Origin of the sequence: Salinivibrio sp. IB872, assembly GCF_001995345.1 — a bacterium.
In the GTDB taxonomy this organism is placed as follows: domain Bacteria; phylum Pseudomonadota; class Gammaproteobacteria; order Enterobacterales; family Vibrionaceae; genus Salinivibrio; species Salinivibrio proteolyticus.
Genome location: NZ_MUFO01000015.1, coordinates 18,932 through 44,467, shown reverse-complemented (window position 1 = coordinate 44,467; position 25,536 = coordinate 18,932). Strand labels below are relative to the sequence as shown.

Here is a 25,536-nt window from a genome sequence, read left to right as displayed (position 1 = left end):
GAAGAAAAAAGAGTTATGCGCGTGCATCAAGCTTTTATGCGCAGAGCTTTTATGTGCAGAGTTTTTATGCATAACGCGTTGATGCAGCAGTTAAGGGGGAACACTATGGCAGCACCCGTGTCTGTTGTTTGCACACAACGAGAATCCAGCACAGAGGGTCACGCCGAGATCATGGCTAACCACTCGCAACGGACGCAATCTCTGGTGCGAGGGCAGTTCTCACATACCTTATGCCCGGGAGGGTTGCATATCGATGGCGGGATCACCGATGAGTTATGTGATGCCAATGTGCTCCACCGTGCCCATCTGGGGATCACGCTAGTGATAGTCCTCGAAGGCATGCTGGAGTTTGCCTACGATGGCCACACCTATCGGTGTGATGCACGCCACCAGCCCCAAGCGCTTGCCGTCTCCGTGGGTCGTGATAGCACCTTTCGCCGTCGCTTAATTGAAGGTAACCACCTGAAAAAAGTGAATATACTGCTGTCACCTGAATGGCTTAATGGCTATGCAGACGAGCAAGCCTTGCCACTGCTTAGTGGCTTGCATCGCCATCATTTAGGCAGTGTACGCTGGCAACCGAGTCCCTCCATACTTGACTCCATTCGCGCCTTATTGCCCAGTATTAATCGGCAACATGAGGCTGATCCCCTGACCCAGCATCTACATGCACTCACCATCATCAAGCATCTGTGTGACCAAGCCGCTCACCTGATCATTGAGCCTGTTGTCGAACACATCCCTACCACCCATGAACCACAAGTCGCAAAAGCCGTCGCGTATATTGAGACCAGACTGCATACCGCATTGACCTTATCGACCATCTCTCAGGCGTGCGGCCTGAGTCGCAGCACACTGCAGCGTCGTTTTCGTACCCATCTGGGCGTGCCCGTGTCTGATTACATTCGGCGCCGCCGGCTCGCGGTGGTCAAAGAAAAGTTACTGCATGAGGCAATGTCAATTGGCGAAGCGGCTTACTGGGCGGGCTACCATCATCCCTCTAATTTCGTCACCGCATTTAAGCGTCAGTTTGGTATGACGCCCGGTCAGTTGATCCAGTCGCACACCCATGCGGTGTGATCATGGTATTTGTGTATACTCATCCTATTAGCATGAAAAGGAAAAAGTATGAGACAGGGTCGCCGCTTCGCACTGACGGCTGGGGCGTTGATTGCCGCATTAGGCGCCAGTGCGCTTTATATTGTTCACTCGCAGCAAGCCACCACTCCTGCAAACGCATCGCATACCGTCGCGGCGCCAACGTTTGTGACCGTCAACAGCCAAACAGCGCTTGATGCAGAGCTCGCCAACGCAGCCGCGAGTCAGAAAATCGCCTTTGTCGATTACTACGCCGATTGGTGCATTCCGTGTAAGCAGTTCGCCACACAAACCTTTACCGATCCCGACGTGGCCCAGCAACTTAACCGCATGCACCGGATTAAAGTGAACCTTAGCCATAATCGTCCTGAAGATTTTGCCCTTATGCGTCGCCAAAATGTGGCGGGTTTGCCCACCCTCGACTTTTGGTTACCCAGTGGTGAACGGGATGAAACCGCACGCGTTACCGGCTTTTTACCTCCCGAGACATTTCTTTCCCATCTTTCTGAACACGGACTCATGGTTCGGGATAAAAGCGAGGAATGATCAATCTCTTAGTTCCTTTGTTACAAAATTGATAAACCGCACACCCAGTGGTAGCGTTGAAAGAAACACGGGAGCGGCATAAACACCATGGAAGCGCAACATACCATTGTGATCGCTGACGACCATCCGCTGTTTCGAAATGCCTTATTTCAATCAGTGCATATGGCGGTCAGCGGCGCGAATCTACTCGAAGCAGATAGTCTGGATAGTTTAAACGATCTGTTGGCACGGGATGCCGAGGTCGATTTAGTGCTACTGGATCTAAAAATGCCGGGCGCCAATGGCATGTCGGGGTTGATTGCCCTGCGTCACCAATACCCGACGCTGCCGATTGTGGTGGTCTCCGCCAGTGAAGAGCCCAGCGTGATCCGCCAAGTCCGCTCCCATGGCGCATTTGGTTTTATCCCAAAATCCAGCGATATGCGTACGCTGGTGCAATCGTTAACCCAAGTCCTTGAGGGCACTCCTTGCTTTCCTGATGACTTAGGTGACGATGACGACAGTGAATGCTTGTCGAGCAAATTAGCCGCCTTAACGCCGCAACAATACAAAGTACTACGTATGCTTTGCGATGGCTTGCTGAATAAGCAGATCGCTTACGACTTGGTAGTCTCCGAGGCCACCATCAAAGCACACATGACAGCGATTTTTCGCAAGCTCGGGGTAAAAAATCGTACTCAAGCAGTGATTTTATTGCAGCAATCGAATATCGAACTTTGATACGCTAGCGCCACATCTCGACCTTGGAGCGCCGCTTATGTTAAGTATTCTTGCTACGCAATTCGTGATTTTATGGGCCGTGATCGATCCTATCGGTAGCGTGCCCATCTATCTGTCGCAAACCAGCCACATGACCCCCAAACAAAAGCGCCGCGTGGCAGTGAAAGCGGTAGCGATCGCTTTCGCGATTTTATTGTTCTTCTTAATTGTCGGCCAGATTTTACTCGAAGCCATGCAAATCCCTTTGCCCGCCTTTCAAGCGGCAGGCGGGCTGGTATTGCTGTTATTTTCTTTAACCATGATTTTCGGCGAAGGCAAGCCTAGTCAAGAAGCCAAAATGCTCAGCGAAAACGTGGATAAGGCCGAGATAGCCGCAACTGCGGTGTATCCCTTAGCAGTGCCGTCTATCGCCTCACCCGGCGCGATGATGGCCATTGTCATGCTCACGGATAACAATCGCTATGCCATTGCTGAGCAAGCCATTACAGCCGGAGTGATGCTCTTAGTCTTAGTCGCGACCTTGGTCTTACTCCTCGGGGCCAATGTAATACACAAAGTGATCGGTAATGTCGGCGCCTCGATTGTCAGTCGTGTCATGGGGCTAATCCTCGCCTCCGTCGCCGTTGCTAATTTGCTCGAAGGGATCCAAAAGTTTTATCACCTGACTTAGACCTTTGGCGCAAGTCGTGGCTAGCTCAACCCGAGCTAGCCCAACCTAGCTCACAAAAATCCTGTCTTTTCGCCATATTGGCGCGCTTGTGGCTCGACTAAAGTTGCAATGTCGCTTTGCCCATCCACTGCTATCGTCTTCATGTAACATTCCATTAACGTGTTAAACAAGGAGATGGCGATGGCGTTTCAAAGCAAGGAACACGCGAAAGCCTACTGGGAGAGAAACGTAAAACTGATGATCAGCTTGCTGATTGTCTGGTTTGTTGTCTCATTCGGTTTTGGGATCTTATTCGTGGATGCCCTCAACACGATTCAAATCGCAGGCTATAAGTTGGGATTTTGGTTCGCTCAACAAGGGTCAATTTATACCTTCCTTGGCATCATTTTTGTGTATGCCAAACAGATGCGCAAACTCGATCGCGAGTTCGGTGTAGACGACGAGTAAGAGGACACACGCATGGATTTAAGAACCATTACTTACATTGTTGTCGGGTTCACGTTCGCCCTCTATATCGGGATTGCGATCTGGGCTCGAGCAGGGTCAACCAAAGAGTTTTATGTGGCTGGCGGTGGGGTTAACCCCGTTGCAAACGGGATGGCAACCGCTGCCGACTGGATGTCAGCGGCCTCCTTCATCTCCATGGCCGGTTTGATTGCCTTTATGGGGTATGGCGGCTCGGTCTTTTTGATGGGCTGGACCGGTGGCTTTGTGCTGCTCGCCCTACTCCTCGCGCCTTACCTGCGTAAATTTGGCAAGTTTACCGTCCCCGAGTTTGTCGGTGAGCGCTTTTATTCGAAAACCGCGCGTATCGTGGCGGTGGTTTGCTTGATTATCGCTTCGGTCACTTATGTTATCGGTCAGATGAAAGGGGTTGGGGTCGCATTTGGACGCTTCTTGGAAGTCGATTACTCCACCGGGCTGTTAATCGGTATGGTGATTGTCTTCATGTATTCCGTGATGGGCGGGATGAAAGGCATTACTTATACCCAAATTGCTCAGTATTGCGTGCTTATTTTGGCGTATACGATCCCTGCTATTTTTATCTCGCTAAAGCTCACCGGCAACCCGTTCCCGCAGTTAGGTCTGGGTAGCACCATGGCAGGTACGGATCAGTATTTGCTCGATCGGCTCGACCAAGTGGTCACTGAGCTCGGTTTTGTCGAATACACTACCGCGGTGCGTGGCAGTACGCTCAATATGTTTGCCTACACCATGTCACTGATGATCGGTACCGCAGGTCTACCTCACGTTATTATCCGCTTTTTCACCGTCCCTAAGGTGCGCGATGCGCGAACCTCTGCTGGCTGGGCACTCTTTTTTATCGCGATTTTGTATACCTCAGCACCTGCCGTCGCTGCGATGGCTCGCTTAAACTTGATGGATACCGTCAATCTACCTAATGGTGATAATTTGCTGTACGACGAGCGTCCGGACTGGTTTAAAAACTGGGAAACCACTGGCCTGCTCGGTTTTGAAGACAAAAACGGTGACCAGAAAATTCAGTACACCTCTGACCCAGAGACCAATGAGCTGCGTGTTGACCGCGATATCATGGTGCTCGCCAACCCCGAAATTGCCAAGCTACCTAACTGGGTCATTGCACTAGTGGCTGCCGGTGGTCTTGCTGCGGCACTGTCGACTGCTGCGGGATTGTTGCTTGCGATATCGTCAGCAATATCCCACGACTTAATCAAAGGGGTCGTTAACCCGAATATCAGTGAAAAAGGCGAACTCATGGCGAGCCGGATATCCATGGCATTAGCCATCGCCGGTGCTGGCTATTTGGGACTGAATCCACCTGGCTTCGCCGCTGGGACAGTGGCACTGGCCTTCGGTCTCGCCGCCTCATCAATCTTCCCAGTCCTGATGATGGGGATCTTTACCAAGACCATCAACAAGGAAGGCGCGATCGCCGGGATGGTTGCAGGGATCAGTGTCACCCTATTCTATGTGTTCCAACACAAAGGGATCCTATTTATCCCTGAATGGACATACCTAGAAGGCCTTGGCAGCAACTGGATCTTGGGGATTGAACCCAATGCCTTTGGTGCCGTCGGTGCAATCTGTAACTTTGTGGTAGCCATCCTCGTTTCTCGCGTGACTAAAGAAACCCCACAAGAGGTACAAGATTTGGTCGAACACGTTCGCATGCCATCGGGCGCAGGCGATGCGCAATCACACTAATACGGTATTAACCTATCAAGCCCCTACGGGGGCTTTTATACTGTTGGTTACTTCCAGCCAAGGAGAGGCCTGATGTCAACGGTCACACGATTATTAACGAACAAGCATGTCGTCATTGCGATGCTGGTTGCACCAGTTTTAGCCATCATCGCCTATTTTTCGGTCGATGCCAGTGTGTCTGAGCCTCCTCAAGCGGCCCAGTCAGGACAAAGTTACCCGCTTGCGGTGCGCTCAAATTGTCGCTACACCAGTGGCTTTTGTCAGCTTGAAAATGGCGATATAAAGCTAAAATTAGAGTCTGACGGCGTGCAGAATGATAGGCTAACATTGCGTTTAGCAAGCGCGTTACCCCTCGAAGGCGCGAGGATCAGCATGGCGCATACAGGCACTGAGCCTCAGCCACAGTCAATGCAAGCAACAGATGAAACCGGCACGGCTTGGCAGGTGTCGCTTCCCGCCCCCACCGATGCGCAAGCGCAAATTCGTCTCGCGGTGAGTGTGGATGGCAGCTACTACTTTGCTGAGGCACCGACCACCTTTATTGAGCATAAAACATTCTACAGCGAGCATCAGAAAACACAGGACGCGTCCTAACCTTTACCTTTGCTACGCATCACTTCCGATTAAGTAGCCACGAATGGCGTGCAAGATCGTGGCGACTTTATGCTCATAAGCCTGCTCTGTCAGCCAATGGTTCACGTCCGCCCAACCATGACTGTCCAAATGGGCAAGATCGTCGATGTCGATATGTCCATCCACGGGATTAAACCGACCGTCCACTCGGACCGTGCCAATGTCTGTGTCGAGACGAGAAATACTAAATGGATCCATTACTGTCCTCGTTGTTGTAATAAGGCGCGAAGTTTGAGTGGTTTGACTGGCTTGGAAATGTAAGCAAACCCCAGTCCAGTGACCGACTGTTGAATGTCAGCACTGCGATCTGCGCTGATAATCGCGCCACGGAAACAGCGCCCTAAACGCAACTGACATTGTTGTAAGACCTGCAATCCCGTTTGTTGATTAGCTAAATGGTAGTCACTAAGCACAAACTCTGGGTGCCAATCATCATCAATTTGTTGCATGGCACCACTGACATCAGGCGCACAACGCACATCACACCCCCAGCGCGATAACAACTGTGCCATACCGGTTAGAATATCGGTTTCATTATCCACACACAGCACGCGGCATCCTTTTAGCGCACTCGCCGAAACAGCACTGGGTGAACGCGGCTCGGCAGACACCACGGCCTCGGGCGTGCCTTGATCTACCGAGATAGAAAAAACCGTGCCTTTGCCGGGCCAAGAGCGCAACCCAAGCGGCTGCTGCAAGATCTGGCTGATCCCCCTCGCTATCGCAAGTCCCAGCCCTAACCCTTGCTCTGTACCTTGACGGTCAAGGCGAGTAAATTCTTGGAAAATATCTTGCTGACGATCATGCGGGATCCCGTCACCATCATCCCACACTTCAATACGGTATCGGTTTTCTTCGCGACGTACTCCCAATAACACCCGTCCTCTCGGGTTATAGCGAAAGGCATTGGTCAAAAAGTTTTGCAGTACGCGACGGAGCAGTTTTTTATCTGAACGTACCCAGCCTTGACAGTGTTGAACATCAAAGCGCATGCCTTGTTGGTTGGCCAATACGCCAAACTCTGCTTCTAATGCCGTGAGTACATCATTCAATGCAAAGTGTTCAATCCGCGCTTTCATCTTGCCCGACTCTAATCGCGAGATATCCAGCAAGTCACCAATCAAATCCTCCGCCCCTTCCAGTGCGCTTTCGATGTGGCCAGCAATCCGTTGCGTGTCGGCATTATGGGCAATCTCCGATAGCGAGGAGGCAAATAAGCGTGCCGCATTCAAAGGCTGCATCAAATCGTGACTGACCGCCGCGAGAAAACGGCTTTTCGACTGTGAGGCGGATTCAGCCTTGCGGGTGGCATCAATCAGCCGGCTATTGAGGGATTCAAGCTCACGGGTGCGCTCCGTCACTCGTGCTTCCAAGGTTTCATTGGATTGCTTAAGCGCCGCCTCCGCTTGGCGAAACGCAGTAATATCGGTGAAGGTCATCACGAAGCCACCGCCGGGCATGGGGTTACCTTGGAGCTCAATGACCCGTCCATCAGGGTGCACACGTGAGGAGGTATGCGGCTGACGACGCGTTAAATGATGGACTCGTTTCTCGACATGCTCTTCCGGATCGCCCGGTCCACAGAGTCCGCGTTGGGCATTAAAGCGAATCAAATCAGCGACCGGGCGTCCCACCTGAATCAATCCGGGTGGAAACTGAAACATATCAATATAACGCTGATTCCACGCCACCAGCCGTAGCTGTTTGTCGACCACCGAGATCCCTTGATTGATATGTTCAATCGCGCCTTGGAGCAAACCGCGCGAGAAATCGAACAACTCAGACGCTTCATCAACAATGGTGGCAATTTCTTCCAATTGCATATTTCGCCCTTGTAAGGCAGACGATAGCACCAACCGCGCAGACGATGCCCCGAACACCCCCGCCAACACGCGTTCGGTATGGCGAATCAAGGGAGCACTCGCCTGCTGTTGCGGGATCAAGTCTTCACCACGTTGATCGGCAAATTGGCTAAATGCCTGACGCATCCGCCGCCGGCCGACAAAACGGGCCGCGAGCATTTCCAGCTCTGCCACCGTGACTCGGCTTTGGTATAGGCGTGCATCTTCACTTTCTGGTAGCGGCATGCCTACAAACGCGGCGGCTTGCAATCGCTCACTCAAAGACGGTCGGGTTAACAGTGACACGGCCACAAAACTGGCAGCGTTCATTAACACACTAAATGCCAAGCCCCAATCGATGGGATCTAGCGTTGCAATAGGCGCAATCGCCGGTGGTGTGATCACCCAAATCAACAGGTTGCTCTGCCCATCGCCGGCAAGCATCCCGGTTTGCGTCATCATGGTGATCAGCCACAAGCTAAACCCCACCGCCAAGCCGGCATACACGCCTTTCTTATTACCTTGGCGCCAATACAAGGCACCGATCATCGCGGGGGCAAACTGCGCAATGGCCGCAAAAGAGAGAAAGCCAATTTCTGATAATGTTGGCACCGTTAAAATCAGGTGGTAAAAGCCCCAAGCGGCAATAAGAATAAGAAAAATTAAGGCGCGACGGACGTTGAGCAAAAGGCCAGAGAACTGCGTGAAATTACGCGACGTCATCTTCATCCGCCGCAGCAAAAGGGGTAACACCAGATCATTCGAAACCATAATAGCCAGCGCAATGGTCGAGACAATGACCATACCACTCGCCGCTGATGCGCCCCCCATGAAAGCCAATAACGCCATGCCTTCGGCACCCACCGATAAGGGCAAACGAATCACATACGTATCCGCTGGGGCATCCGGGATCAGCATTTGTCCGGCGTACGCGAGCGGCAAAACGAATACCAACATCAGCAACAAATAGGTCGGGAACACTTTGCGGGCAGTATTGAGGTCGCTGGCACGGGTATTCTCCACCACCATGGTATGAAACTGACGAGGTAAACAAATAATGGCTGCAGCCGTCAGTAAGGTGTGAATGATTAAATTGCCTATATCTGGCCGCCCGATCACTCCGGACTCTTCGAGACTCATGGGCAAACTCGGCGCTTGAAACAAGAGCACCACCACAAATACGCCAATGCCCAAAAACGCGACCAGTTTGATCACCGATTCAAACGCAATCGCCATCATCATACCGCGATGGTGCTCGGTGCTATCGATATGGCGTGTGCCGAATAACACGGTGAACATCGCGAGCGAGATGCATACCAACCATGCTATTTGGGGCTGCTCTAAGCCAATGCTGGCTCCGAGCTCAGGCGAAAGCACATCTAACCCCATGGCGATACCGCGTAGCTGCAGCGCGATGTAAGGCAGAACACCGATGACTGCAATCAAAGTGACGGCTACCGCCAATCCTTGTGATTTGCCATAACGTGCCGCGATAAAGTCGGCAATCGAAGTGATGTGCTCTCGTTTGGCAATTAAGATCATGCGGGCGAGAAAGCGCCATCCCAGCGTGAACACTAAAATGGGCGCTAAATAGATAGGTAAAAACGACCACGGCGAGCTAGAGGCTTGACCGACCGTACCGAAGAAAGTCCACGAGGTACAATAGACCGCGATAGAAAGGCTATAGATCCAAGGGCGCCACGTTCGTAGCCAACGCGGGCGGCTGTCGCCATACCATGCGATGGCAAACAGCGTCCCCATGTACAATAGTGAAACCGAGACAATTACCCAGCCTTGTGTCATGACTCCCTTCCTGACCCCTGCGTATTTTTCGTCCGCCTAGAAGGGTGTAACACGCGACAGACACCGGCTCAATCTTCCTGTCTCGGCTTTGTGGGCCTCGTGGCTAACTTTGCTGCAAGCGGGCCTTTCTTGCTTGTTGGTACTGAGGTTCATGCAAAGGCAGTAACAGCGCCGGCAGTGCCAGCAACGCCATCGCATAGAAGGTCCACGCTGGAGAAAAGTCATACACCCAACCGCTAGCTGCCGTCAGCGCCGCAACCACCGCGCCCATGGGGAGGGCGTTATAGGCGGCTTGTACCGCGACAAGGCGCGTCCCACATTCGCGCTGAATGTATTGCATGGCACCCAAATGGGCGGCGGCAAAGGTGATCCCGTGGAGCAGTTGCACCATTATCACTGGCGCCAAGGCTGTCGTCGAGCCAGTGATCCCCCATCGCACTAACACGCCGAGCGCGGCAAGACGGAACAAGGCTTTGGCAGACCACCCACCAAAAAGACGTGCGCCCAGCGCAAAAACCGCCACTTCCGAGACCACACCCAGACTCCACAAATAGCCCACGATACTCTCGCTGTAACCGGCATGCTTCCAATAGATAGCGCTAAAACTGTAATACGCGGCATGACTGCCTTGTAGCAAGGAGGCGATCAGCAGGAATACCACGATGTGAGGGTCACGAAAAAGTTGGCGCATCGACACCTTACTGTGGGCCGCGTCATGCTCACTTTCCGGCATCACTGTCGGGCGACGTAAGGTTAACAGCAAGCAAGCCGACAAGCCTCCAATCGCAACCCAAGGGATAATCGCGGCGGTTTCCTCGGTCACCAGCCATCCCGTCAAACTTGATCCGACAATAAAAGCAATCGATCCCCACAAGCGTGTTCGACCATAGTCGATAATCTGATGGCGCGCATAATAGTTCGCTAACGCGTCGGACAAAGGCACCGATGGCCCAATCGCCAGATTAAAGAGCACAGTCACCAACGCGAGCCACGCAATGTTCGCACCCATCACAGGATGCAACGCACAGGTCAACAACGCCATTAAGGTTAAGCCACGCAGTGCAGGCAGTAACGACTCCACCCGCTGCACTTTGGGAGTAAACACTAAGTTGGCCACACAACGGGTCGCAAAGCCCAAGCCAATCAGCGTACCAATCACCCCGGCATGCAACCCCATGTAATCAAACCAAACCGCCCAAAACGGCAAGTAGACACCGTAAGAGAAAAAGAAACCGCCAAAGTACTCTGACAGCCAACGAAAAGGAGAACAGTGGGACAAGCTCATTTCATTACTTCACATCAAGATAGATTCGCGGCTAAGTGTCTCAACTCTTTGACATGAAAAAAAGCCCTACTCAGCGAATATCCTCATCACTTCGTTGATCTCCGCCTAGGTTTCGTCGCAACTGGCTAGACTAAAGTCGGCTAGCCGGAACAGATAACGTGCGACACACTAGAAATATTATTGTGGGGAGTGCGATTATGCCTGAACCGTTTGACACCTCTCATGCACCGTTTGATTGCCTGACGGCGTCCCAAGTCAAACAATGCCGCCAAGCCATAGACGTTGCCTACTTCCGACGTGGTGATACGCTGCTCGCCGCCGGTGATAGTGGCGATCAGCTCTTTATCATTATCAAAGGCAGTGTGGAAGAGGTGTCGGAAGACGGCAAAGAAACCTTTTCGCACTACACCACGGATGATCTATTTGATGTCCCAGCGATATTAAACGGTACCGCCAAGCACCAATATCGCGCCCTAGAAGATACCTTATGTCACTTACTGCCGGCCGACGTGTTCCTCGCCATTTATCATACCAATCAAGATTTTAGTGCTTACTTTGATACTAACTTGCAGCGTCGTCAGCAGTTAATCGCACAGGCTCGCCAGCAACAGAACTTAGCCGAGTTCATGCTCACTCGCATTGACGACACCAATATTCAACCGGCGCTGCGTGTGACCCCCGATGTTCCTCTTAGGGACGCCACCGCAAAAATGAAAGCACAACGCTGTGATTGCGCCTTGGTCGATTACGAGGACGGAAGTTGCGGCATTATTACCCGCACCAATCTGCTGCATGCCTTGGTACTCGACGGCCATGATCAATCGGTCCCGGTGGGAAATATCGCTACCCGCCCTGTGATCAGTGTCGAGCGAGGTGACTTTCTCTTTCATGCCATGATCACCATGACGCGTCAGCGAGTGAAGCGTGTCCGTGTCGTCGATGATCAGGAACAGACCGTCGGCACGCTCGACCTGCCGCAAGTATTGAGCTTATTCTCCACCCATTCTCATGTGCTCAACTTACGCATTGCGCGCGCACAAACCGTCGATGAACTGGTGTTAGCGGCAAATAGCCAAAGCAAATTGGTTCATACCCTGTTTAACAACGGTATTCACACCCGCTTTGTGATGAAGCTCATCGCGACCGTGAATGAACAAATCATGGAAAAAGCGTTTCGCCTCATCGTGCCCGAGCCCTATCAGCAGCAATGCTGTTTGGTGGTGATGGGCTCGGAAGGGCGCGGCGAGCAAGTACTTAAAACCGATCAAGATAACGCACTCATTTTGGCCAATGATCTCACCTGGCCCGAGTGCCAAACCGTGATGGAGGCCTTTTCACATACCTTAAATCTACTCGGCTATCCGCCCTGCCCTGGGCAGGTGATGGTCAGCAATCCCAAGTGGGTGAAAAGCGCGTCTCAATGGCAACAAACCATTCGTAACTTAGCGCAAAGTGCTAATCATCAAAGCGTGATGGATTTAGCCATTCTCGCCGATGCGCATCCTGTTGCGGGCGACAGCCAGCTTATCGACGCGATTCAAACGCCACTTAAAGCCTCGCTCACCGATAATATGCTGACCTTAAATACCTTTGTGCGCCCGGCATTAGCGTTCAAAGTCCCTTTGACGGTGTTTGGCTCATTAAAGAGTGGTAAAGAAGGGCTCGACATCAAAAAAGGCGGCATCTTTCCGATTGTGCACGGCATTCGCACCATGAGCCTAGAAAAAGGGGTCAGCGAAACCAATACCTTTGAGCGGATTGAGAGGCTGGCTAACATAGGGACACTGGCCGAAGAAACGGCAGAGAATCTCGCCGAGGCGCTGAAGCTATTTATCCGACTGCGGTTACGCCAACAATTAAGTGGTGAGCAACAGAGTAACTATATCGATGTCTCTGCGCTTCCTTCCAGCGAGCGAGATCTTTTACGCCACGGCCTCCACGTGGTAAAAAAATTCAAAGAATCCCTCGCCTACCACTACCATGTGAGGGACTAGAGTGAACTGGTTGTCACGTCAATGGTACCGCTACCGATTGCGGACATCGTCCTACCGCGCGCTCTTCTTACCCTCGGATCGCAGCACAGTGATCTCGCTCGACTGCGAAACCACCAGCTTAGATCCAGAGCGTGCAGAACTCGTTACTATCGCCGCCACTCCAATTCAAGGGAATCGAATACTCACCAGCCAAGCGCTCACCTTGACCTTAGTGGCGCCAAAAAGCTTGAACGCTGGCTCGGTTCGTATTCATCAGTTGCGCCATCAAGATCTTGAACAGGGTGTCAGCGCTGAGCAAGCCATGACGACGTTAATCGCCTTCATCCATAACCATCCTTTGGTTGGCTATCATATTCGCTACGACAAAACGATCTTAGATCGCTACGCACGGCGTTTTTTAGGCTTTCCGTTACCCAATCCCGTGATTGAAGTTAGCGATATTTATCAACGTCAATTAGAGCGTTTACTGCCCAATGCCTACCATGACATCAGTATGGAAGCGATCAGTCGCCATTTAGACCTCCCTTTGCCTGCCCGTCATGATGCACTGGACGATACCATCGCCGCCGCTTTGATTTACGTGCGCTTGCAATATGGCGACATGCCTATGCTACGTTCGCAATAGCCAACAGCGATCCTGCCTTACGACACGTATTGCACAAAAAGTGAGATCAATCCCCCAATCTATGGTCCAATAAGCGCACAAACCACTTATAAATCAATGGCCTCATCCTAAAGTCTAATTGCCGGATCCCACGAACTATCACACCTTTAAGGGCATGGTTTTCATTTGCCAGGCAGCGGTACAGCCTGACATCTCACGACATGGAAGCGCCGCATGAGATTACGCGGACACGAGGAGAAACAGGATGAGCGATAGTCACGTATACCCCGTCATGCCTTCAATTGCACAAAAGGCACACGCGGATGAAGCCACCTACCAAGCGCTTTATCAGCAATCAGTGACCGACCCCGAAGGCTTTTGGCGCGAACACGGGCAAATTCTTGATTGGATCAAACCCTATACCAAGGTGAAACATACCTCTTTCGATACCGGCCACGTCGATATTCGTTGGTTTGAAGATGGTACCTTGAATGTGGCCGCCAACTGTATCGATCGTCATCTGCAAGACAAAGGCGATCAGGTTGCCTTAATTTGGGAAGGAGACGATCCAAAGGACGATGCCATGCTGACCTACAAGCAGCTCCACCAACAGGTGTGCCAATTTGCTAATGCGCTTAAAGACAATGGGGTCAAAAAAGGCGATGTAGTCTGTCTTTATATGCCGATGGTCATGGAAGCCGCGGTCGCGATGCTCGCTTGTGCCCGTATTGGCGCTGTGCACACAGTGGTATTTGGCGGTTTCTCACCTGAAGCGCTGGCAGGACGTATTATCGACTCCAACGCTAAAGTCGTGGTTACCGCGGATGAAGGCGTTCGTGGCGGCCGTGCAGTGCCATTGAAAAAGAACGTCGATGAAGCCCTTGCCAACAGCAAAGTCACGTCAGTCAATAACGTGCTGGTTTTCAAACGCACAGGGGGACAAGTTGATTGGCACGAAGGTCGCGACGTGTGGTGGCATGAAGCCACCGCAAACGCATCAACCGATTGCCCTCCCGAAGAAATGAATGCCGAAGACCCTTTATTTATCCTCTATACATCTGGCTCAACCGGGACGCCAAAAGGGGTACTACATACCACAGGCGGCTACCTCGTGTATGCCGCGATGACCTTCAAATACGTTTTTGATTATCAAGACGGCGAGGTGTTCTGGTGTACCGCCGATGTGGGTTGGATCACCGGCCACAGCTATCTCATTTATGGCCCGCTAGCTAATGGCGCGAAGACGATTTTATTTGAAGGCGTGCCCACCTACCCATCCACTGCACGTATGAGCGAAGTGGTTGATAAACACCAAGTGAATATTTTATACACCGCACCGACCGCCATCCGCGCGTTGATGGCCAAAGGCAATGAAGCCGTTGAGGGAACGACACGTAGCTCGCTGCGCATTATGGGCTCGGTGGGTGAACCCATTAACCCGGAAGCCTGGGAGTGGTACTACACCACCATTGGTAATCGGAAAAGCCCGATTGTGGATACGTGGTGGCAAACAGAAACCGGCGGCATATTGATCACCCCCTTGCCCGGCGCGACCGCCCTCAAACCCGGTTCTGCCACCCGACCCTTCTTTGGCGTACAACCTGCATTGGTCGATAACGTCGGCAACATTGTCGACGGTGCGGCTGAAGGGAATTTGGTGATGTTGGACTCGTGGCCGGGACAAATGCGTACCGTGTTTGGCGACCACGACCGCTTTGAGCAAACGTATTTCTCAACCTTCAAGGGCATGTACTTTACCGGTGACGGCGCGCGTCGCGATGAGGACGGCTACTACTGGATTACAGGTCGTGTCGATGATGTCCTTAACGTATCCGGCCACCGAATGGGGACAGCAGAAATCGAATCCGCGTTAGTGGCCTTTGATAAAATTGCCGAAGCCGCCATCGTGGGTGTGCCACACGACATCAAAGGCCAAGCGATTTATGCCTACATCACTCTGAACGCCGGTGAGGTGCCCAGCGCCGAGCTGCATAAAGAGGTGAAAGAGTGGGTACGCAAAGAGATTGGCCCTATTGCGACGCCCGATTTTATCCATTGGACCGACGCCTTACCCAAAACTCGCTCTGGAAAAATCATGCGCCGTATTCTGCGCAAAATCGCCACCGGTGATACCGGTAGCCTTGGCGACACCTCAACGCTGGCCGATCCGAGTGTGGTCGATAAGCTCATTGCCGAGAAAGAAAACGTGGTATAGCGCAATGACACGATTGCTTAGCAACCTTTGCCGCCTACGGGCGGCTTTTTTTGTTTTTATGATCTGTACCACTGAACTGTCTGGGCACACACCACTCCTATCCTTATTGTCGATAAAAAACACACAACCTTGACAGTGCAGCAATCGACAATCGCGACAGTTTTTGCTACACCATAAAGGGAAAGTGTGCTGATTAGACCAGTATTTTGCTGCGATTTGCGGTGAATTCTCTATAATTGAGCCCGCTAAGGACAAATCGGCGTGCTTGAAGCCCATTCAGCATGCCATCAGGCTGGAATCCACAAAATGCTGCTCATTGACAGCAAATAGGAGAAGTAAGCGTCAAGATGTCTACAAATAACCGTGTTTTAGTCTTAAATGGCCCAAACCTCAATTTGCTAGGCCAACGTGAACCCGATCATTACGGTAGCCAAACGCTCGATCAAATCGTCGCCGCGTTGCATGCCCAAGCGGCAACCTTAGGGCTTCACCTTGAGCACTTACAATCCAACAGTGAAGCCAACCTGATCGATGCCATTCACCAAGCCATGGGTGAGGTGGATTTTATCATTATCAATCCTGCCGCTTTTACGCACACCTCCGTCGCCCTGCGCGACGCGTTGCTCGGTGTTGGGATCCCGTTTATCGAGGTGCACCTTTCCAATGTGCATGCTCGAGAACCCTTCCGTCATCATTCCTACCTCTCTGACAAGGCTGTCGGTGTAATTTGTGGGTTGGGAGCAGATGGCTACGAATTCGCATTAACGGCAGCTGCGCGCCATTTGGCGTTTGCAGCTCAGTAAAACAAACACAAGAAGAGACGACACCATGGATATCCGTAAAATCAAAAAATTGATCGAACTGGTTGAAGAGTCAGGCATTGCTGAGCTCGAAATTTCTGAGGGCGAAGAGTCGGTACGTATCAGCCGTTCGTCACCTGCCGCGCCTCAGTTTGCTGCACCACAGTATGCCATGCCAGCCCCTGCGCCTGCCGCTCCAGCAGCAACGGCCGCAGAAGCGCCAGCCGCAGCGCCGGCAAGCGCACCAGAGCCGACGGGTCACCAAGTTCTTTCGCCAATGGTGGGTACTTTCTATCGCGCGCCAAGCCCAGATGCAGCACCGTTTGTTGAAGTTGGCAGCCAAGTCAATGCAGGTGATGCCTTGTGTATCGTTGAAGCAATGAAGATGATGAACCAGATCCAAGCAGATAAGAGCGGTGTGGTAAAAGCGATTCTGTGTGAAGACGGCCAGCCAGTTGAGTTCGACGAACCACTCGTAATCATCGAATAAGCGAGGGCCGTATGTTAGATAAAATTGTTATCGCCAACCGCGGTGAAATCGCGCTGCGGATCTTGCGTGCTTGTAAAGAACTCGGCATTAAAACGGTGGCGGTACACTCCACTGCAGACCGCGATTTAAAGCACGTCCTGTTAGCGGATGAAACGGTTTGTATCGGCCCAGCGCCGAGCAACCAAAGCTACCTAAATATTCCTCGTATCATCAGCGCCGCTGAAATCACCGGCGCGGTGGCGATTCACCCAGGTTATGGCTTCCTGTCGGAAAACGCCGATTTTGCTGAGCAAGTAGAGCGCTCTGGCTTTGTCTTTGTCGGCCCCAAAGCCGAAACTATTCGTCTGATGGGTGACAAGGTCTCTGCAATCGAAGCGATGAAAAAAGCAGGCGTCCCTTGTGTCCCTGGCTCTGACGGCCCATTGGGTAGCGATCAGGAAAAGAACAAAACCATCGCCAAACGTATTGGCTACCCGGTGATCATCAAAGCGTCAGGCGGCGGCGGTGGCCGTGGTATGCGTGTGGTTCGCTCTGAAGCCGAACTGGTGGATGCCATTGCGATGACCCGCGCCGAAGCCAAAGCCGCGTTTAGCAACGACATGGTGTACATGGAGAAATTCCTTGAGAACCCACGCCACGTCGAAGTGCAAGTCTTGGCGGACGGCCAAGGTGGCGCCATTCATCTCGGTGAGCGTGATTGCTCGATGCAACGCCGTCATCAAAAGGTGGTTGAAGAAGCGCCAGCGCCGGGTATTACCGCTGAAATGCGTAAGTTTATCGGCGAGCGTTGCTGCCGTGCCTGTATCGAAATCGGTTATCGCGGCGCAGGTACCTTTGAATTCTTGTACGAAAACGGCGAGTTCTTCTTTATCGAGATGAACACCCGTATCCAAGTTGAACACCCTGTCACCGAAATGGTTACCGGTGTTGATCTGGTCAAAGAGCAACTGCGCATTGCAGCGGGTCAGCCTCTGTCGTTTACCCAAGATGACATTCGTATTCGCGGCCATGCCGTCGAATGTCGTATTAATGCCGAAGACCCAGAGCGCTTTATTCCAAGCCCGGGTAAAATCGAGCGTTTCCACTCACCAGGCGGTATGGGTGTGCGTTGGGAGTCACATGTTTATGCGGGCTACCGTGTTCCCTCTCACTATGACTCCATGATTGGTAAGCTGATTTGTTACGGTGAGAATCGCGATGTTGCTATTGCTCGCATGCGCAATGCGCTGGCCGAAACCGTGATTGATGGCATTAAAACCAATATCCCGCTGCAAATCGATATTATGAACGATGAGCACTTCCAACACGGTGGTGCCAACATTCACTATCTCGAGAAGAAACTCGGATTGTCTTAATCTGCTTTTGAAAACGGATAGACGTAAAACGACCTACATCCTCGTAGGTCGTTTTTGTTTACGGCATACACAACACGGATCTGATAAAATCATCGTCATTCGTTGATCAACTCGAGATTCACCATGCCTTGGATCCAATTAAAACTAAATGCAACTGCTGAAAATGCAGAAGCCATTGGCGACCTACTAATGGAAGAAGCGGGCGCCCTTTCCGTCACCTTTTTAGATGCCAAAGACACGCCTGTTTTTGAACCTTTGCCTGGTGAAACCCGTCTGTGGGGCGAAACCGACATCATGGCGTTATACGACGCCCAAGCGGACATGTCGACCGTGTTGGCAGTGTTAAACGCAAGCCCATTGTTGGCGGACAACTTTGCCCACAAGATCGAACAGCTTGAGGATAAAGACTGGGAACGCGCTTGGATGGATAACTTCAAGCCAATGCAGTTTGGTGAGCGCTTATGGATCTGCCCAACTTGGTGTGAAGTCCCTGATGATAATGCCGTCAACGTGATGCTCGACCCAGGCCTCGCCTTTGGCACAGGATCACACCCGACCACCGCGCTTTGCCTCGAGTGGCTCGACGGACTCGACCTCAGCGGTAAAACGGTAATCGACTTCGGTTGTGGCTCTGGGATCCTTGCGATTGCTGCCATCAAACTCGGTGCCGAGCGTGTGATTGGCATTGATATCGATCCTCAAGCTCTACTGGCGTCCAAAGATAACGCAGAGCGCAACAGTGTCGCCGACCAACTGCACTTGTATTTGCCTAAAGACCAACCGGCCGATCTCCAAGCCGATGTGGTGGTGGCCAATATTCTGGCCGGTCCACTCCGTGAGCTGTCTGGCGTGATCAAAGGACTCATCAAACCTGGCGGCCAATTAGCGATGTCTGGTGTCCTCGATACCCAAGCTGAAGACGTTGCCAATCACTACCGCGACAGCCTCACTATCGACCCGATCGTAGTGCGTGAAGAATGGTGCCGAATTAGCGGTCAGTTACCCGCTTAATCGTTCACATCGTCGTACAAACAGCTTACCGTACCCTTAACAAGGTCGGTAAGTCATTGTTGACGTGCTACTCGAAATGCTTGATTAATCAGCGAAACGCGACTGATACAAAAAGTGCTGTAAAAATCAAGCCATCAATGCTCAAATATTGTCCTTTTCAGACGCGTCAAAAATGCGTAAAATGCGCGCCCTTGCTGACTCAGAGCGGCTGACAGAGGATTTAGAGCTTTTGCGTATCGGACCTTATAACCTGGATGTCCCGTTGATCGTTGCCCCAATGGCAGGTGTCACGGACCGACCTTTTCGTGAGTTATGTCTTGCGCACGGCGCAGGCATGGCTGTCAGTGAAATGATGTCGTCTAATCCAGCCTTATGGCGAACGAACAAATCGCAAAAGCGCATGGTTCATATTGACGAGTCTGGCCTTCGTTCGGTTCAGATCGCCGGTGCCGAGCCAGAGCTAATGGCCGAGGCGGCCCGCTTTTGTGTCGAAAACGGGGCACAAGTCATCGACATCAACATGGGTTGCCCAGTGAAAAAGGTCAATAAGAAGTTAGCCGGCTCTGCCTTGCTAACGCGACCGGACCTCATTGAGCAAATCCTCAAAGCCACGGTAAACGCGGTGGATGTGCCGGTGACATTGAAAACCCGTACAGGTTGGGACCCGGACAATAAGAACTGTGTAGAGATCGCCCGGATGGCGGAAGATTGTGGTATCCAAGCCCTTGCCCTGCATGGCCGCACGCGCGCCTGTATGTACAAAGGGGAAGCGGAGTACGACAGCATTAAAGCAGCCAAAGCGGCTGTGTCGATCCCGGTGATAGCCAATGGCGACATTGATTCTCCGGAAAAAGCACGTTATGTGCTGGATTACACAGGTGCTGATGCATTGATGATTGGTCGTCCTGCTCAAGGACGCCCGTGGATTTTTCGCGAAATCCACCACTATCTCACCACTGGTGAGTACCTGCCTGCCCCTTCACTAGAAGAGGTTAGGACGATTTTGTTGGGTCATGTTCAAGAGCTTCATCACTTTTATGGGGAGCTCAAAGGATTACGTATCGCCCGTAAGCACGTGGGTTGGTACCTGAAAGAGCATGATCAAATTGGCGATTTTCGCCGAACCTTCAACGCAATCGAAGATGCACAACAGCAGATCGATGCGCTGCAAGGCTACTTCGACAACGTTGCATAAATACGAGAAGAGCTGACAGAATATGTTCGAACAAAACCTGACTTCCGAAGCATTGACAGTAACGACTGTAACTTCACAAGATCAAATTACGCAAAAGCCACTTCGTGACTCTGTAAAAGCATCCCTGAAGAACTACCTAGCGCAATTGAATGGCCAGGAAGTCAACGATCTGTATGAGCTTGTCCTCGCAGAAGTTGAGCAGCCACTGCTGGATACCATCATGCAATACACCCGCGGTAACCAAACCCGCGCAGCCACCATGATGGGCATCAACCGCGGTACATTGCGTAAGAAACTGAAAAAATACGGCATGAACTAATCAATCATTGGTTTGGCTGTTATAAAACGGGCTAGCCGTCAATCGGTTAGCCCGTTTTTGTTTTCTCTGATGGTGCAACGCACCTTCCCTTAACAGCATGAGTTGGAATCTTCGCTGTCCGCTAGGGTTTCTAATATTGAGCAATGGGTCGCGTCATCGTCGTCCATACCGCAGCAGGCGGCATTTAAACGTGTCAGTGCATGCTTGACCCGCTCAAGTGCGGCTATCTTCTCTGAGACCTCATTCAGGCGCCGCTGGGTGATCCCTTTGACTTCTGCACAGGTGTGTAACGTCGCTTCTTCGCGAATGTCAGACAGCTCGTGAATTTCATCAAGCGATAACCCCATTTCTTTACCGCGCAAAATGAACATTACTTGGCTGATGGCATCATCAGCATAAAGCCGGTATCCACCCTCTGTGCGCGCACTCGGTGCTAGCAAGCCTGATTTTTCATAAAAACGCAGCGTATCGGTGGAGACACCACAGTGCTTGGCAAGCTCACCGATTTGCAGCAACTTGGTCATCACCGCTCCTTTTCATGTTGGATGAACCTTCTTTTTGTAGCAAAGGCGAGCTCTTATGACCAGCGTTGCATGAAGGCGAGCAACAGCAGCCGGACAAAAACAATAAAAATGTCGCCATCAGCAAATAGCAATCGATTGCGCAAACAAAATCAGATAGAATGTCGCCGCTTTGACAATTGGCGGTTTAATAAAGCTCATCCGTGTTAATAGACACGATGGGCTTTGATAAGCATTCAATCTGTCAGTGAAGAGAACTAAGCCATGGAAAATCTGCGTCCTATTCGTCGCGCGTTAATCAGCGTGTCTGATAAAACCGGTGTGGTCGAGTTTGCCCAAGCACTCGCCCAACGCGGTGTCGAACTGCTATCGACCGGCGGTACTGCCCGTTTACTCGCAGAAAACGGCCTCGCGGTCACCGAAGTCTCCGAGCATACCGGCTTCCCAGAAATGATGGATGGCCGCGTGAAAACCCTCCACCCGAAAATTCACGGCGGCATTTTGGGCCGACGCGGTCAAGACGATGCGGTGATGGAACAGCATCAAATCGCACCGATTGATATGGTGGTGGTGAATCTCTACCCGTTCGCACAAACCGTTGCTAACCCAGATTGCACACGCGAGCAAGCCATCGAGAATATCGATATCGGCGGCCCAACCATGGTGCGCTCAGCGGCGAAAAACCATGCCGACGTCACCATTGTGGTGAACAGCCAAGATTATGATCGCGTGCTTACCGAGATGGATCAGCACCAGCAGTCTTTGACACATGCCACGCGCTTTGATTTAGCCATTGCCGCGTTTGAGCACACCGCAGCCTACGATGCCATGATTGCGAATTACTTTGGTACCCAAGTGCCTGCCTATCATCAGGCAGAAGAGAGCCAAGACTCGCCATTCCCACGCACCCTGACCCAACATTGGGTTAAAAAGCAAGACATGCGCTACGGCGAAAACAGCCACCAGGCGGGCGCGTTTTACACCGAAGTCCAACCGCAAGAAGCCTCGGTGGCAACGGCGACCCAACTACAGGGCAAAGCGCTGTCTTATAACAATATCGCTGACACCGATGCGGCATTAGAGTGCGTAAAAGAGTTTGAACAGCCTGCCTGTGTGATTGTAAAGCACGCCAATCCCTGTGGCGTTGCCATCGGTGAAGACTTACTCAGTGCCTATCAACGTGCTTATCAAACCGATCCAACCTCAGCGTTTGGCGGCATTATTGCTTTTAACCGAGAATTGGACGGCGACACGGCACAAGCCATTGTTGAACGTCAATTTGTTGAAGTGATCATCGCACCTCGTGTCAGTGAGGCCGCCAAAGCAGCGGTTGCGGCAAAGAAAAACGTCCGTCTTCTCGAATGTGGCCAATGGCAAGCGCGCACCACAGGGTGGGATAGCAAGCGCGTCAATGGCGGCTTGTTAGTCCAAGCACGCGACCAAGGTATGGTCGGTTTAGACGATTTGCGTATTGTCACTGAGCGTCAGCCCACAGACAAAGAGCTAAGCGATGCGCTATTTTGCTGGAAAGTGGCAAAATACGTGAAATCAAACGCGATTGTGTATGCCAAAGACAGCATGACCATCGGCGTGGGCGCCGGCCAAATGAGCCGCGTCTACTCGGCGAAAATAGCCGGCATTAAAGCGGCCGATGAGCAGCTCGAAGTGGCCGGTAGCGTGATGGCCTCCGATGCCTTCTTCCCTTTCCGTGACGGCATTGATGCCGCAGCAAAAGCTGGGATCACCTGCGTGATCCAACCGGGCGGTTCGATGCGTGATGACGAAGTGATTGCTGCCGCCAATGAGCATGGCATGGCGATGGTCTTTACCGGTATGCGCCATTTCCGCCACTAAGTGGGCGATGAAGGAGAACACATGAAGGTATTAGTTATTGGTGGCGGTGGCCGCGAACATGCGCTGGCGTGGAAAGCCGCCCAGTCATCCAACGTTGAGCTCGTGTATTGCGCGCCGGGAAACGCCGGCACCGCGCATGAAAATCAGTTGAGTAACATTGCGATCGCGGCTGATGACGTTGAAGGGTTACTGGCCTTTGCCCGAGAGCAACAAATTGATTTGACCATCGTGGGCCCTGAAGCCCCCTTGGTGTTAGGCGTGGTCGATGCCTTCCGTGAGCACGGCTTGGCCATCTTTGGTCCTACTCAAGCGGCCGCGCAACTTGAGGGCTCGAAAGCCTTCAGTAAAGACTTTTTAGCGCGCCACGGCATTCCCACCGCTGACTACCAAACCTTTTCGACGGTAGAGCCCGCGCTAGCCTACATCGCCGAAAAAGGTGCGCCCATTGTGGTCAAAGCCGACGGCCTTGCCGCTGGGAAAGGGGTCATTGTGGCGATGACCGAGCAAGAAGCCACCGAGGCAGTGCGCGATATGCTCTCGGGCAATGCGTTTGGTGAGGCCGGTCACCGCGTGGTCATCGAGGAATTTCTGCAAGGTGAAGAAGCAAGCTTTATCGTCATGGTCGATGGTGAGCATGTGCTGCCAATGGCCACCAGCCAAGACCACAAACGTGTCGGAGAAGGCGATACCGGCCTTAATACCGGCGGTATGGGTGCATACTCGCCCGCTCCAGTGGTCACCGATGCAATCTATCAACGTGTGATGGACGAGGTGATCATGCCAACAGTAGAAGGCATGCGTGCCGATGGTGTGACGTATACAGGCTTTCTGTATGCAGGCTTGATGATCAGTGCCGATGGGACGCCAAAAGTGATCGAGTTTAACTGTCGCTTTGGCGACCCGGAAACCCAGCCGATTATGATGCGCTTGCAATCTGACTTGGTGGAGCTTTGCCTGGCAGGCACGCAAGGACGCCTTGATAAGGTCGAGTCCAAGTGGGATCCGCGTGCAGCAGTGGGCGTGGTATTGGCAGCAGGCGGCTATCCGGGTGACTATCGCAAAGGAGATCGTATCTCTGGGTTACCCACCGATAGCGAGACCGCCAAAGTATTTCATGCCGGTACCGCGCTGAAAGACGGCGACATCGTCACCGCTGGCGGGCGGGTGCTTTGCGCTACGGCATTAGGCGAGAGTGTCACTATCGCAAAACAAAGAGCTGATGCGCTGGCTGCCATGATCCAGTGGCCGGGCTGCTTTTATCGCCGTGATATTGCCCATCGCGCCATCGCACGCGAAAACGCTACATCATAAGTAAATCAGTGACCGAGACTCTGCCACAATGCGCCCTCGGGGCGCATTTTTTATTCTGCCAATAGCTGAGGACGGGTTAAGCACGCCTTTTCACGGCGCACCAAGACCAAGGCATCGATGGTATCTTTGCCAATACCGGGATTCCCAGCGCCAATCACAAAGGTACCCGGCTGGAGCAGCTTGCTCACCACCACGGGCGGGATCGCATCATCAAAGACCCAACGCTGCCGTTCGCCACGGCAATCTACCCAATATTCACCTATTCGCTGTCCCTGCAAGACAGACACATTGCGCGCGATTTGGCCTTGGACTTGGTCGAGGATCTGATTGGACTCTTGATACAGGCGCGTTAACGCAGCACTGTCGAGGGGAATAATCGCGCCATCTTGGCGATAGCGTTGAAATACAGGTTCGCCACTGGCATCAAAACGGACGTGGAGAGAAAAAGGGACACGCGTATTATCTGCGAGCTGTTCACCTTCACGCTTTAAGGCACGTAATTGGCCATCTCGCCACACATATTCGCCGCGGTACTCGCCGTAATCCCCTTGCCAAACATGCTCTGACAAGCTGATTGGGCGCCCCTGTTGGCTATCGAGCCAATAGACCGCACTGTGGTCACCCGCAACAGAGGCTGTTACCCGTGTGACAGGCTTAGGGGGTTCGCCACGGCTACAGGCCGTGAGCAGTATGATCAGCGATAACGCCCATACTCTTCGCATTTTGCGTCACCCAGAGACAAAAACGCCATAGCAGAGGCTATGGCGATAATGACGATTGACGCTTACTTAACCGCGTCTTTCAGTGCTTTACCTGCCACAAAGGCTGGCACGTTAGCCGCTGAAATTTGGATCTCTTGACCCGTCTGTGGGTTACGACCCGTGCGCGCTGCACGGTGGTTTACTTTAAACGTACCGAAGCCAATCAGTTGTACCTGCTCGCCTTCTTTTAGGGCACCTTCAATTCCGCCCAAAGTCGCTTCCAGTGCTGCTTTTGCTTGCGCTTTTGAAAGGTCGGCTTTTTCAGCGATCAGGTCGATCAGTTGGGTCTTGTTCATTATGTCTTCCCTTCTAGGTTTTTTTAG

24 protein-coding genes are annotated in these 25,536 nt (G+C 52.3%); 18 read left to right on the top strand and 6 right to left on the bottom strand.

What is annotated here, in order from left to right; translation table 11 throughout:
- The first annotated feature begins 105 nt into the window (after nt 1-105).
- The 7 genes from BZJ18_RS08240 to BZJ18_RS08210 all read left to right on the top strand — a co-directional run bounded on the left by BZJ18_RS08240 (nt 106) and on the right by BZJ18_RS08210 (nt 5,815).
- Complete coding sequence (locus BZJ18_RS08240) at nt 106-1,080, top strand: helix-turn-helix domain-containing protein (RefSeq protein WP_158011268.1); 975 nt, start codon at nt 106-108, stop codon at nt 1,078-1,080.
- Nucleotides 1,081-1,128: 48 nt separating this feature from the next.
- Nucleotides 1,129-1,644, top strand: a complete 516-nt coding sequence (locus BZJ18_RS08235) for a thioredoxin fold domain-containing protein (RefSeq protein ID WP_077456067.1) — start codon at nt 1,129-1,131, stop codon at nt 1,642-1,644.
- A gap of 87 nt (nt 1,645-1,731) precedes the next feature.
- Nucleotides 1,732-2,364, top strand: a complete 633-nt coding sequence (locus BZJ18_RS08230; protein ID WP_077456066.1) for a response regulator transcription factor — start codon at nt 1,732-1,734, stop codon at nt 2,362-2,364.
- Nucleotides 2,365-2,401: 37 nt separating this feature from the next.
- Nucleotides 2,402-3,034 (top strand): MarC family protein, encoded by a 633-nt coding sequence (locus BZJ18_RS08225; RefSeq protein WP_077456065.1) that lies wholly within the window; start codon nt 2,402-2,404, stop codon nt 3,032-3,034.
- A gap of 180 nt (nt 3,035-3,214) precedes the next feature.
- A complete protein-coding gene (locus BZJ18_RS08220; RefSeq protein ID WP_069586971.1) occupies nt 3,215-3,481 on the top strand; it encodes a DUF4212 domain-containing protein in 267 nt (88 codons plus the stop codon).
- Between the two features lie 12 nt (nt 3,482-3,493).
- Entirely contained in the window at nt 3,494-5,221 is a 1,728-nt protein-coding gene (locus tag BZJ18_RS08215; protein ID WP_077456064.1) for a sodium:solute symporter family protein, read from the top strand.
- 72 nt (nt 5,222-5,293) lie between these two features.
- Nucleotides 5,294-5,815 carry a hypothetical protein gene (locus BZJ18_RS08210; protein WP_077456063.1) on the top strand — a complete coding sequence of 174 codons (522 nt, stop codon included), beginning with the start codon at nt 5,294-5,296 and terminating at the stop codon, nt 5,813-5,815.
- A gap of 12 nt (nt 5,816-5,827) precedes the next feature.
- On the opposite strand, the gene BZJ18_RS08205 is transcribed toward BZJ18_RS08210, so the two are convergent.
- The 3 genes from BZJ18_RS08205 to BZJ18_RS08195 form a co-directional block, all read right to left on the bottom strand.
- Nucleotides 5,828-6,052, bottom strand: a complete 225-nt coding sequence (locus BZJ18_RS08205; RefSeq protein WP_077456062.1) for a hypothetical protein — start codon at nt 6,050-6,052, stop codon at nt 5,828-5,830.
- Nucleotides 6,052-9,498, bottom strand: coding sequence for a hybrid sensor histidine kinase/response regulator (locus tag BZJ18_RS08200; protein WP_077456061.1), 3,447 nt, complete (start codon nt 9,496-9,498; stop codon nt 6,052-6,054). Before BZJ18_RS08200 ends, BZJ18_RS08205 begins: the two co-directional genes overlap by 1 nt.
- A 103-nt stretch (nt 9,499-9,601) precedes the next feature.
- Nucleotides 9,602-10,783: a 3-phenylpropionate MFS transporter gene (locus BZJ18_RS08195; protein ID WP_077456060.1), complete on the bottom strand. Its 1,182-nt coding sequence runs from the start codon at nt 10,781-10,783 to the stop codon at nt 9,602-9,604.
- Between the two features lie 197 nt (nt 10,784-10,980).
- On the opposite strand from BZJ18_RS08195, the gene BZJ18_RS08190 reads away from it, so the two are divergent.
- From BZJ18_RS08190 to fis, 9 genes are all read left to right on the top strand, one after another.
- Nucleotides 10,981-12,777: a DUF294 nucleotidyltransferase-like domain-containing protein gene (locus BZJ18_RS08190; RefSeq protein WP_077456059.1), complete on the top strand. Its 1,797-nt coding sequence runs from the start codon at nt 10,981-10,983 to the stop codon at nt 12,775-12,777.
- Nucleotide 12,778: 1 nt separating this feature from the next.
- A complete protein-coding gene (locus BZJ18_RS08185) occupies nt 12,779-13,402 on the top strand; it encodes a 3'-5' exonuclease (protein WP_069586978.1) in 624 nt (207 codons plus the stop codon).
- Between the two features lie 244 nt (nt 13,403-13,646).
- Complete coding sequence (acs, locus tag BZJ18_RS08180; protein ID WP_077456058.1) at nt 13,647-15,596, top strand: acetate--CoA ligase; 1,950 nt, start codon at nt 13,647-13,649, stop codon at nt 15,594-15,596.
- 347 nt (nt 15,597-15,943) lie between these two features.
- Nucleotides 15,944-16,399, top strand: coding sequence for a type II 3-dehydroquinate dehydratase (gene aroQ / locus BZJ18_RS08175; protein ID WP_069586980.1), 456 nt, complete (start codon nt 15,944-15,946; stop codon nt 16,397-16,399).
- Nucleotides 16,400-16,424: 25 nt separating this feature from the next.
- On the top strand, nt 16,425-16,886 hold the full coding sequence (accB, locus tag BZJ18_RS08170; RefSeq protein ID WP_077456057.1) for an acetyl-CoA carboxylase biotin carboxyl carrier protein: 462 nt from the start codon (nt 16,425-16,427) through the stop codon (nt 16,884-16,886).
- A gap of 11 nt (nt 16,887-16,897) precedes the next feature.
- Nucleotides 16,898-18,241, top strand: coding sequence for an acetyl-CoA carboxylase biotin carboxylase subunit (gene accC / locus BZJ18_RS08165; protein ID WP_077456056.1), 1,344 nt, complete (start codon nt 16,898-16,900; stop codon nt 18,239-18,241).
- A 123-nt stretch (nt 18,242-18,364) separates the two neighbouring features.
- Complete coding sequence (gene prmA, locus BZJ18_RS08160) at nt 18,365-19,252, top strand: 50S ribosomal protein L11 methyltransferase (RefSeq protein ID WP_077456055.1); 888 nt, start codon at nt 18,365-18,367, stop codon at nt 19,250-19,252.
- 229 nt (nt 19,253-19,481) lie between these two features.
- Nucleotides 19,482-20,447 (top strand): tRNA dihydrouridine synthase DusB, encoded by a 966-nt coding sequence (gene dusB / locus BZJ18_RS08155; protein WP_069587013.1) that lies wholly within the window; start codon nt 19,482-19,484, stop codon nt 20,445-20,447.
- Between the two features lie 22 nt (nt 20,448-20,469).
- Complete coding sequence (gene fis, locus BZJ18_RS08150; RefSeq protein WP_002542007.1) at nt 20,470-20,766, top strand: DNA-binding transcriptional regulator Fis; 297 nt, start codon at nt 20,470-20,472, stop codon at nt 20,764-20,766.
- An 89-nt stretch (nt 20,767-20,855) separates the two neighbouring features.
- Here the strand turns inward: fis and zntR are convergent, their stop codons facing one another.
- On the bottom strand, nt 20,856-21,281 hold the full coding sequence (gene zntR / locus BZJ18_RS08145) for a Zn(2+)-responsive transcriptional regulator (protein ID WP_394329759.1): 426 nt from the start codon (nt 21,279-21,281) through the stop codon (nt 20,856-20,858).
- Nucleotides 21,282-21,551: 270 nt separating this feature from the next.
- Between zntR and purH the strand changes: the two genes are divergently transcribed.
- Together purH and purD are read left to right on the top strand one after the other, a co-directional pair.
- Nucleotides 21,552-23,141, top strand: a complete 1,590-nt coding sequence (purH, locus tag BZJ18_RS08140; protein WP_077456052.1) for a bifunctional phosphoribosylaminoimidazolecarboxamide formyltransferase/IMP cyclohydrolase — start codon at nt 21,552-21,554, stop codon at nt 23,139-23,141.
- A gap of 21 nt (nt 23,142-23,162) precedes the next feature.
- Nucleotides 23,163-24,452, top strand: a complete 1,290-nt coding sequence (purD, locus tag BZJ18_RS08135) for a phosphoribosylamine--glycine ligase (RefSeq protein WP_077456051.1) — start codon at nt 23,163-23,165, stop codon at nt 24,450-24,452.
- A gap of 50 nt (nt 24,453-24,502) precedes the next feature.
- On the opposite strand, the gene BZJ18_RS08130 is transcribed toward purD, so the two are convergent.
- Together BZJ18_RS08130 and hupA are read right to left on the bottom strand one after the other, a co-directional pair.
- Nucleotides 24,503-25,174, bottom strand: coding sequence for a DUF1481 domain-containing protein (locus BZJ18_RS08130; RefSeq protein ID WP_077456050.1), 672 nt, complete (start codon nt 25,172-25,174; stop codon nt 24,503-24,505).
- Nucleotides 25,175-25,236: 62 nt separating this feature from the next.
- Nucleotides 25,237-25,509, bottom strand: a complete 273-nt coding sequence (gene hupA, locus BZJ18_RS08125) for a nucleoid-associated protein HU-alpha (RefSeq protein ID WP_069586989.1) — start codon at nt 25,507-25,509, stop codon at nt 25,237-25,239.
- Between the last annotated feature and the right edge of the window lie 27 nt (nt 25,510-25,536).

What these genes read in the sequence shown, in the direction of transcription:
- accC (WP_077456056.1), top strand. Translation starts at nt 16,898, where the DNA reads ATGTTAGATAAAATTGTTATCGCCAACCGCGGTGAAATCGCGCTGCGG.
- accB (WP_077456057.1), top strand. Translation starts at nt 16,425, where the DNA reads ATGGATATCCGTAAAATCAAAAAATTGATCGAACTGGTTGAAGAGTCA.
- hupA (WP_069586989.1), bottom strand. Translation starts at nt 25,509, where the DNA reads ATGAACAAGACCCAACTGATCGACCTGATCGCTGAAAAAGCCGACCTT.
- acs (WP_077456058.1), top strand. Translation starts at nt 13,647, where the DNA reads ATGAGCGATAGTCACGTATACCCCGTCATGCCTTCAATTGCACAAAAG.
- prmA (WP_077456055.1), top strand. Translation starts at nt 18,365, where the DNA reads ATGCCTTGGATCCAATTAAAACTAAATGCAACTGCTGAAAATGCAGAA.
- purH (WP_077456052.1), top strand. Translation starts at nt 21,552, where the DNA reads ATGGAAAATCTGCGTCCTATTCGTCGCGCGTTAATCAGCGTGTCTGAT.
- BZJ18_RS08130 (WP_077456050.1), bottom strand. Translation starts at nt 25,174, where the DNA reads ATGCGAAGAGTATGGGCGTTATCGCTGATCATACTGCTCACGGCCTGT.
- BZJ18_RS08240 (WP_158011268.1), top strand. Translation starts at nt 106, where the DNA reads ATGGCAGCACCCGTGTCTGTTGTTTGCACACAACGAGAATCCAGCACA.
- BZJ18_RS08205 (WP_077456062.1), bottom strand. Translation starts at nt 6,052, where the DNA reads ATGGATCCATTTAGTATTTCTCGTCTCGACACAGACATTGGCACGGTC.
- purD (WP_077456051.1), top strand. Translation starts at nt 23,163, where the DNA reads ATGAAGGTATTAGTTATTGGTGGCGGTGGCCGCGAACATGCGCTGGCG.
- BZJ18_RS08230 (WP_077456066.1), top strand. Translation starts at nt 1,732, where the DNA reads ATGGAAGCGCAACATACCATTGTGATCGCTGACGACCATCCGCTGTTT.
- BZJ18_RS08210 (WP_077456063.1), top strand. Translation starts at nt 5,294, where the DNA reads ATGTCAACGGTCACACGATTATTAACGAACAAGCATGTCGTCATTGCG.
- BZJ18_RS08195 (WP_077456060.1), bottom strand. Translation starts at nt 10,783, where the DNA reads ATGAGCTTGTCCCACTGTTCTCCTTTTCGTTGGCTGTCAGAGTACTTT.
- BZJ18_RS08235 (WP_077456067.1), top strand. Translation starts at nt 1,129, where the DNA reads ATGAGACAGGGTCGCCGCTTCGCACTGACGGCTGGGGCGTTGATTGCC.
- BZJ18_RS08225 (WP_077456065.1), top strand. Translation starts at nt 2,402, where the DNA reads ATGTTAAGTATTCTTGCTACGCAATTCGTGATTTTATGGGCCGTGATC.
- fis (WP_002542007.1), top strand. Translation starts at nt 20,470, where the DNA reads ATGTTCGAACAAAACCTGACTTCCGAAGCATTGACAGTAACGACTGTA.
- aroQ (WP_069586980.1), top strand. Translation starts at nt 15,944, where the DNA reads ATGTCTACAAATAACCGTGTTTTAGTCTTAAATGGCCCAAACCTCAAT.
- BZJ18_RS08215 (WP_077456064.1), top strand. Translation starts at nt 3,494, where the DNA reads ATGGATTTAAGAACCATTACTTACATTGTTGTCGGGTTCACGTTCGCC.
- BZJ18_RS08190 (WP_077456059.1), top strand. Translation starts at nt 10,981, where the DNA reads ATGCCTGAACCGTTTGACACCTCTCATGCACCGTTTGATTGCCTGACG.
- BZJ18_RS08220 (WP_069586971.1), top strand. Translation starts at nt 3,215, where the DNA reads ATGGCGTTTCAAAGCAAGGAACACGCGAAAGCCTACTGGGAGAGAAAC.
- BZJ18_RS08200 (WP_077456061.1), bottom strand. Translation starts at nt 9,498, where the DNA reads ATGACACAAGGCTGGGTAATTGTCTCGGTTTCACTATTGTACATGGGG.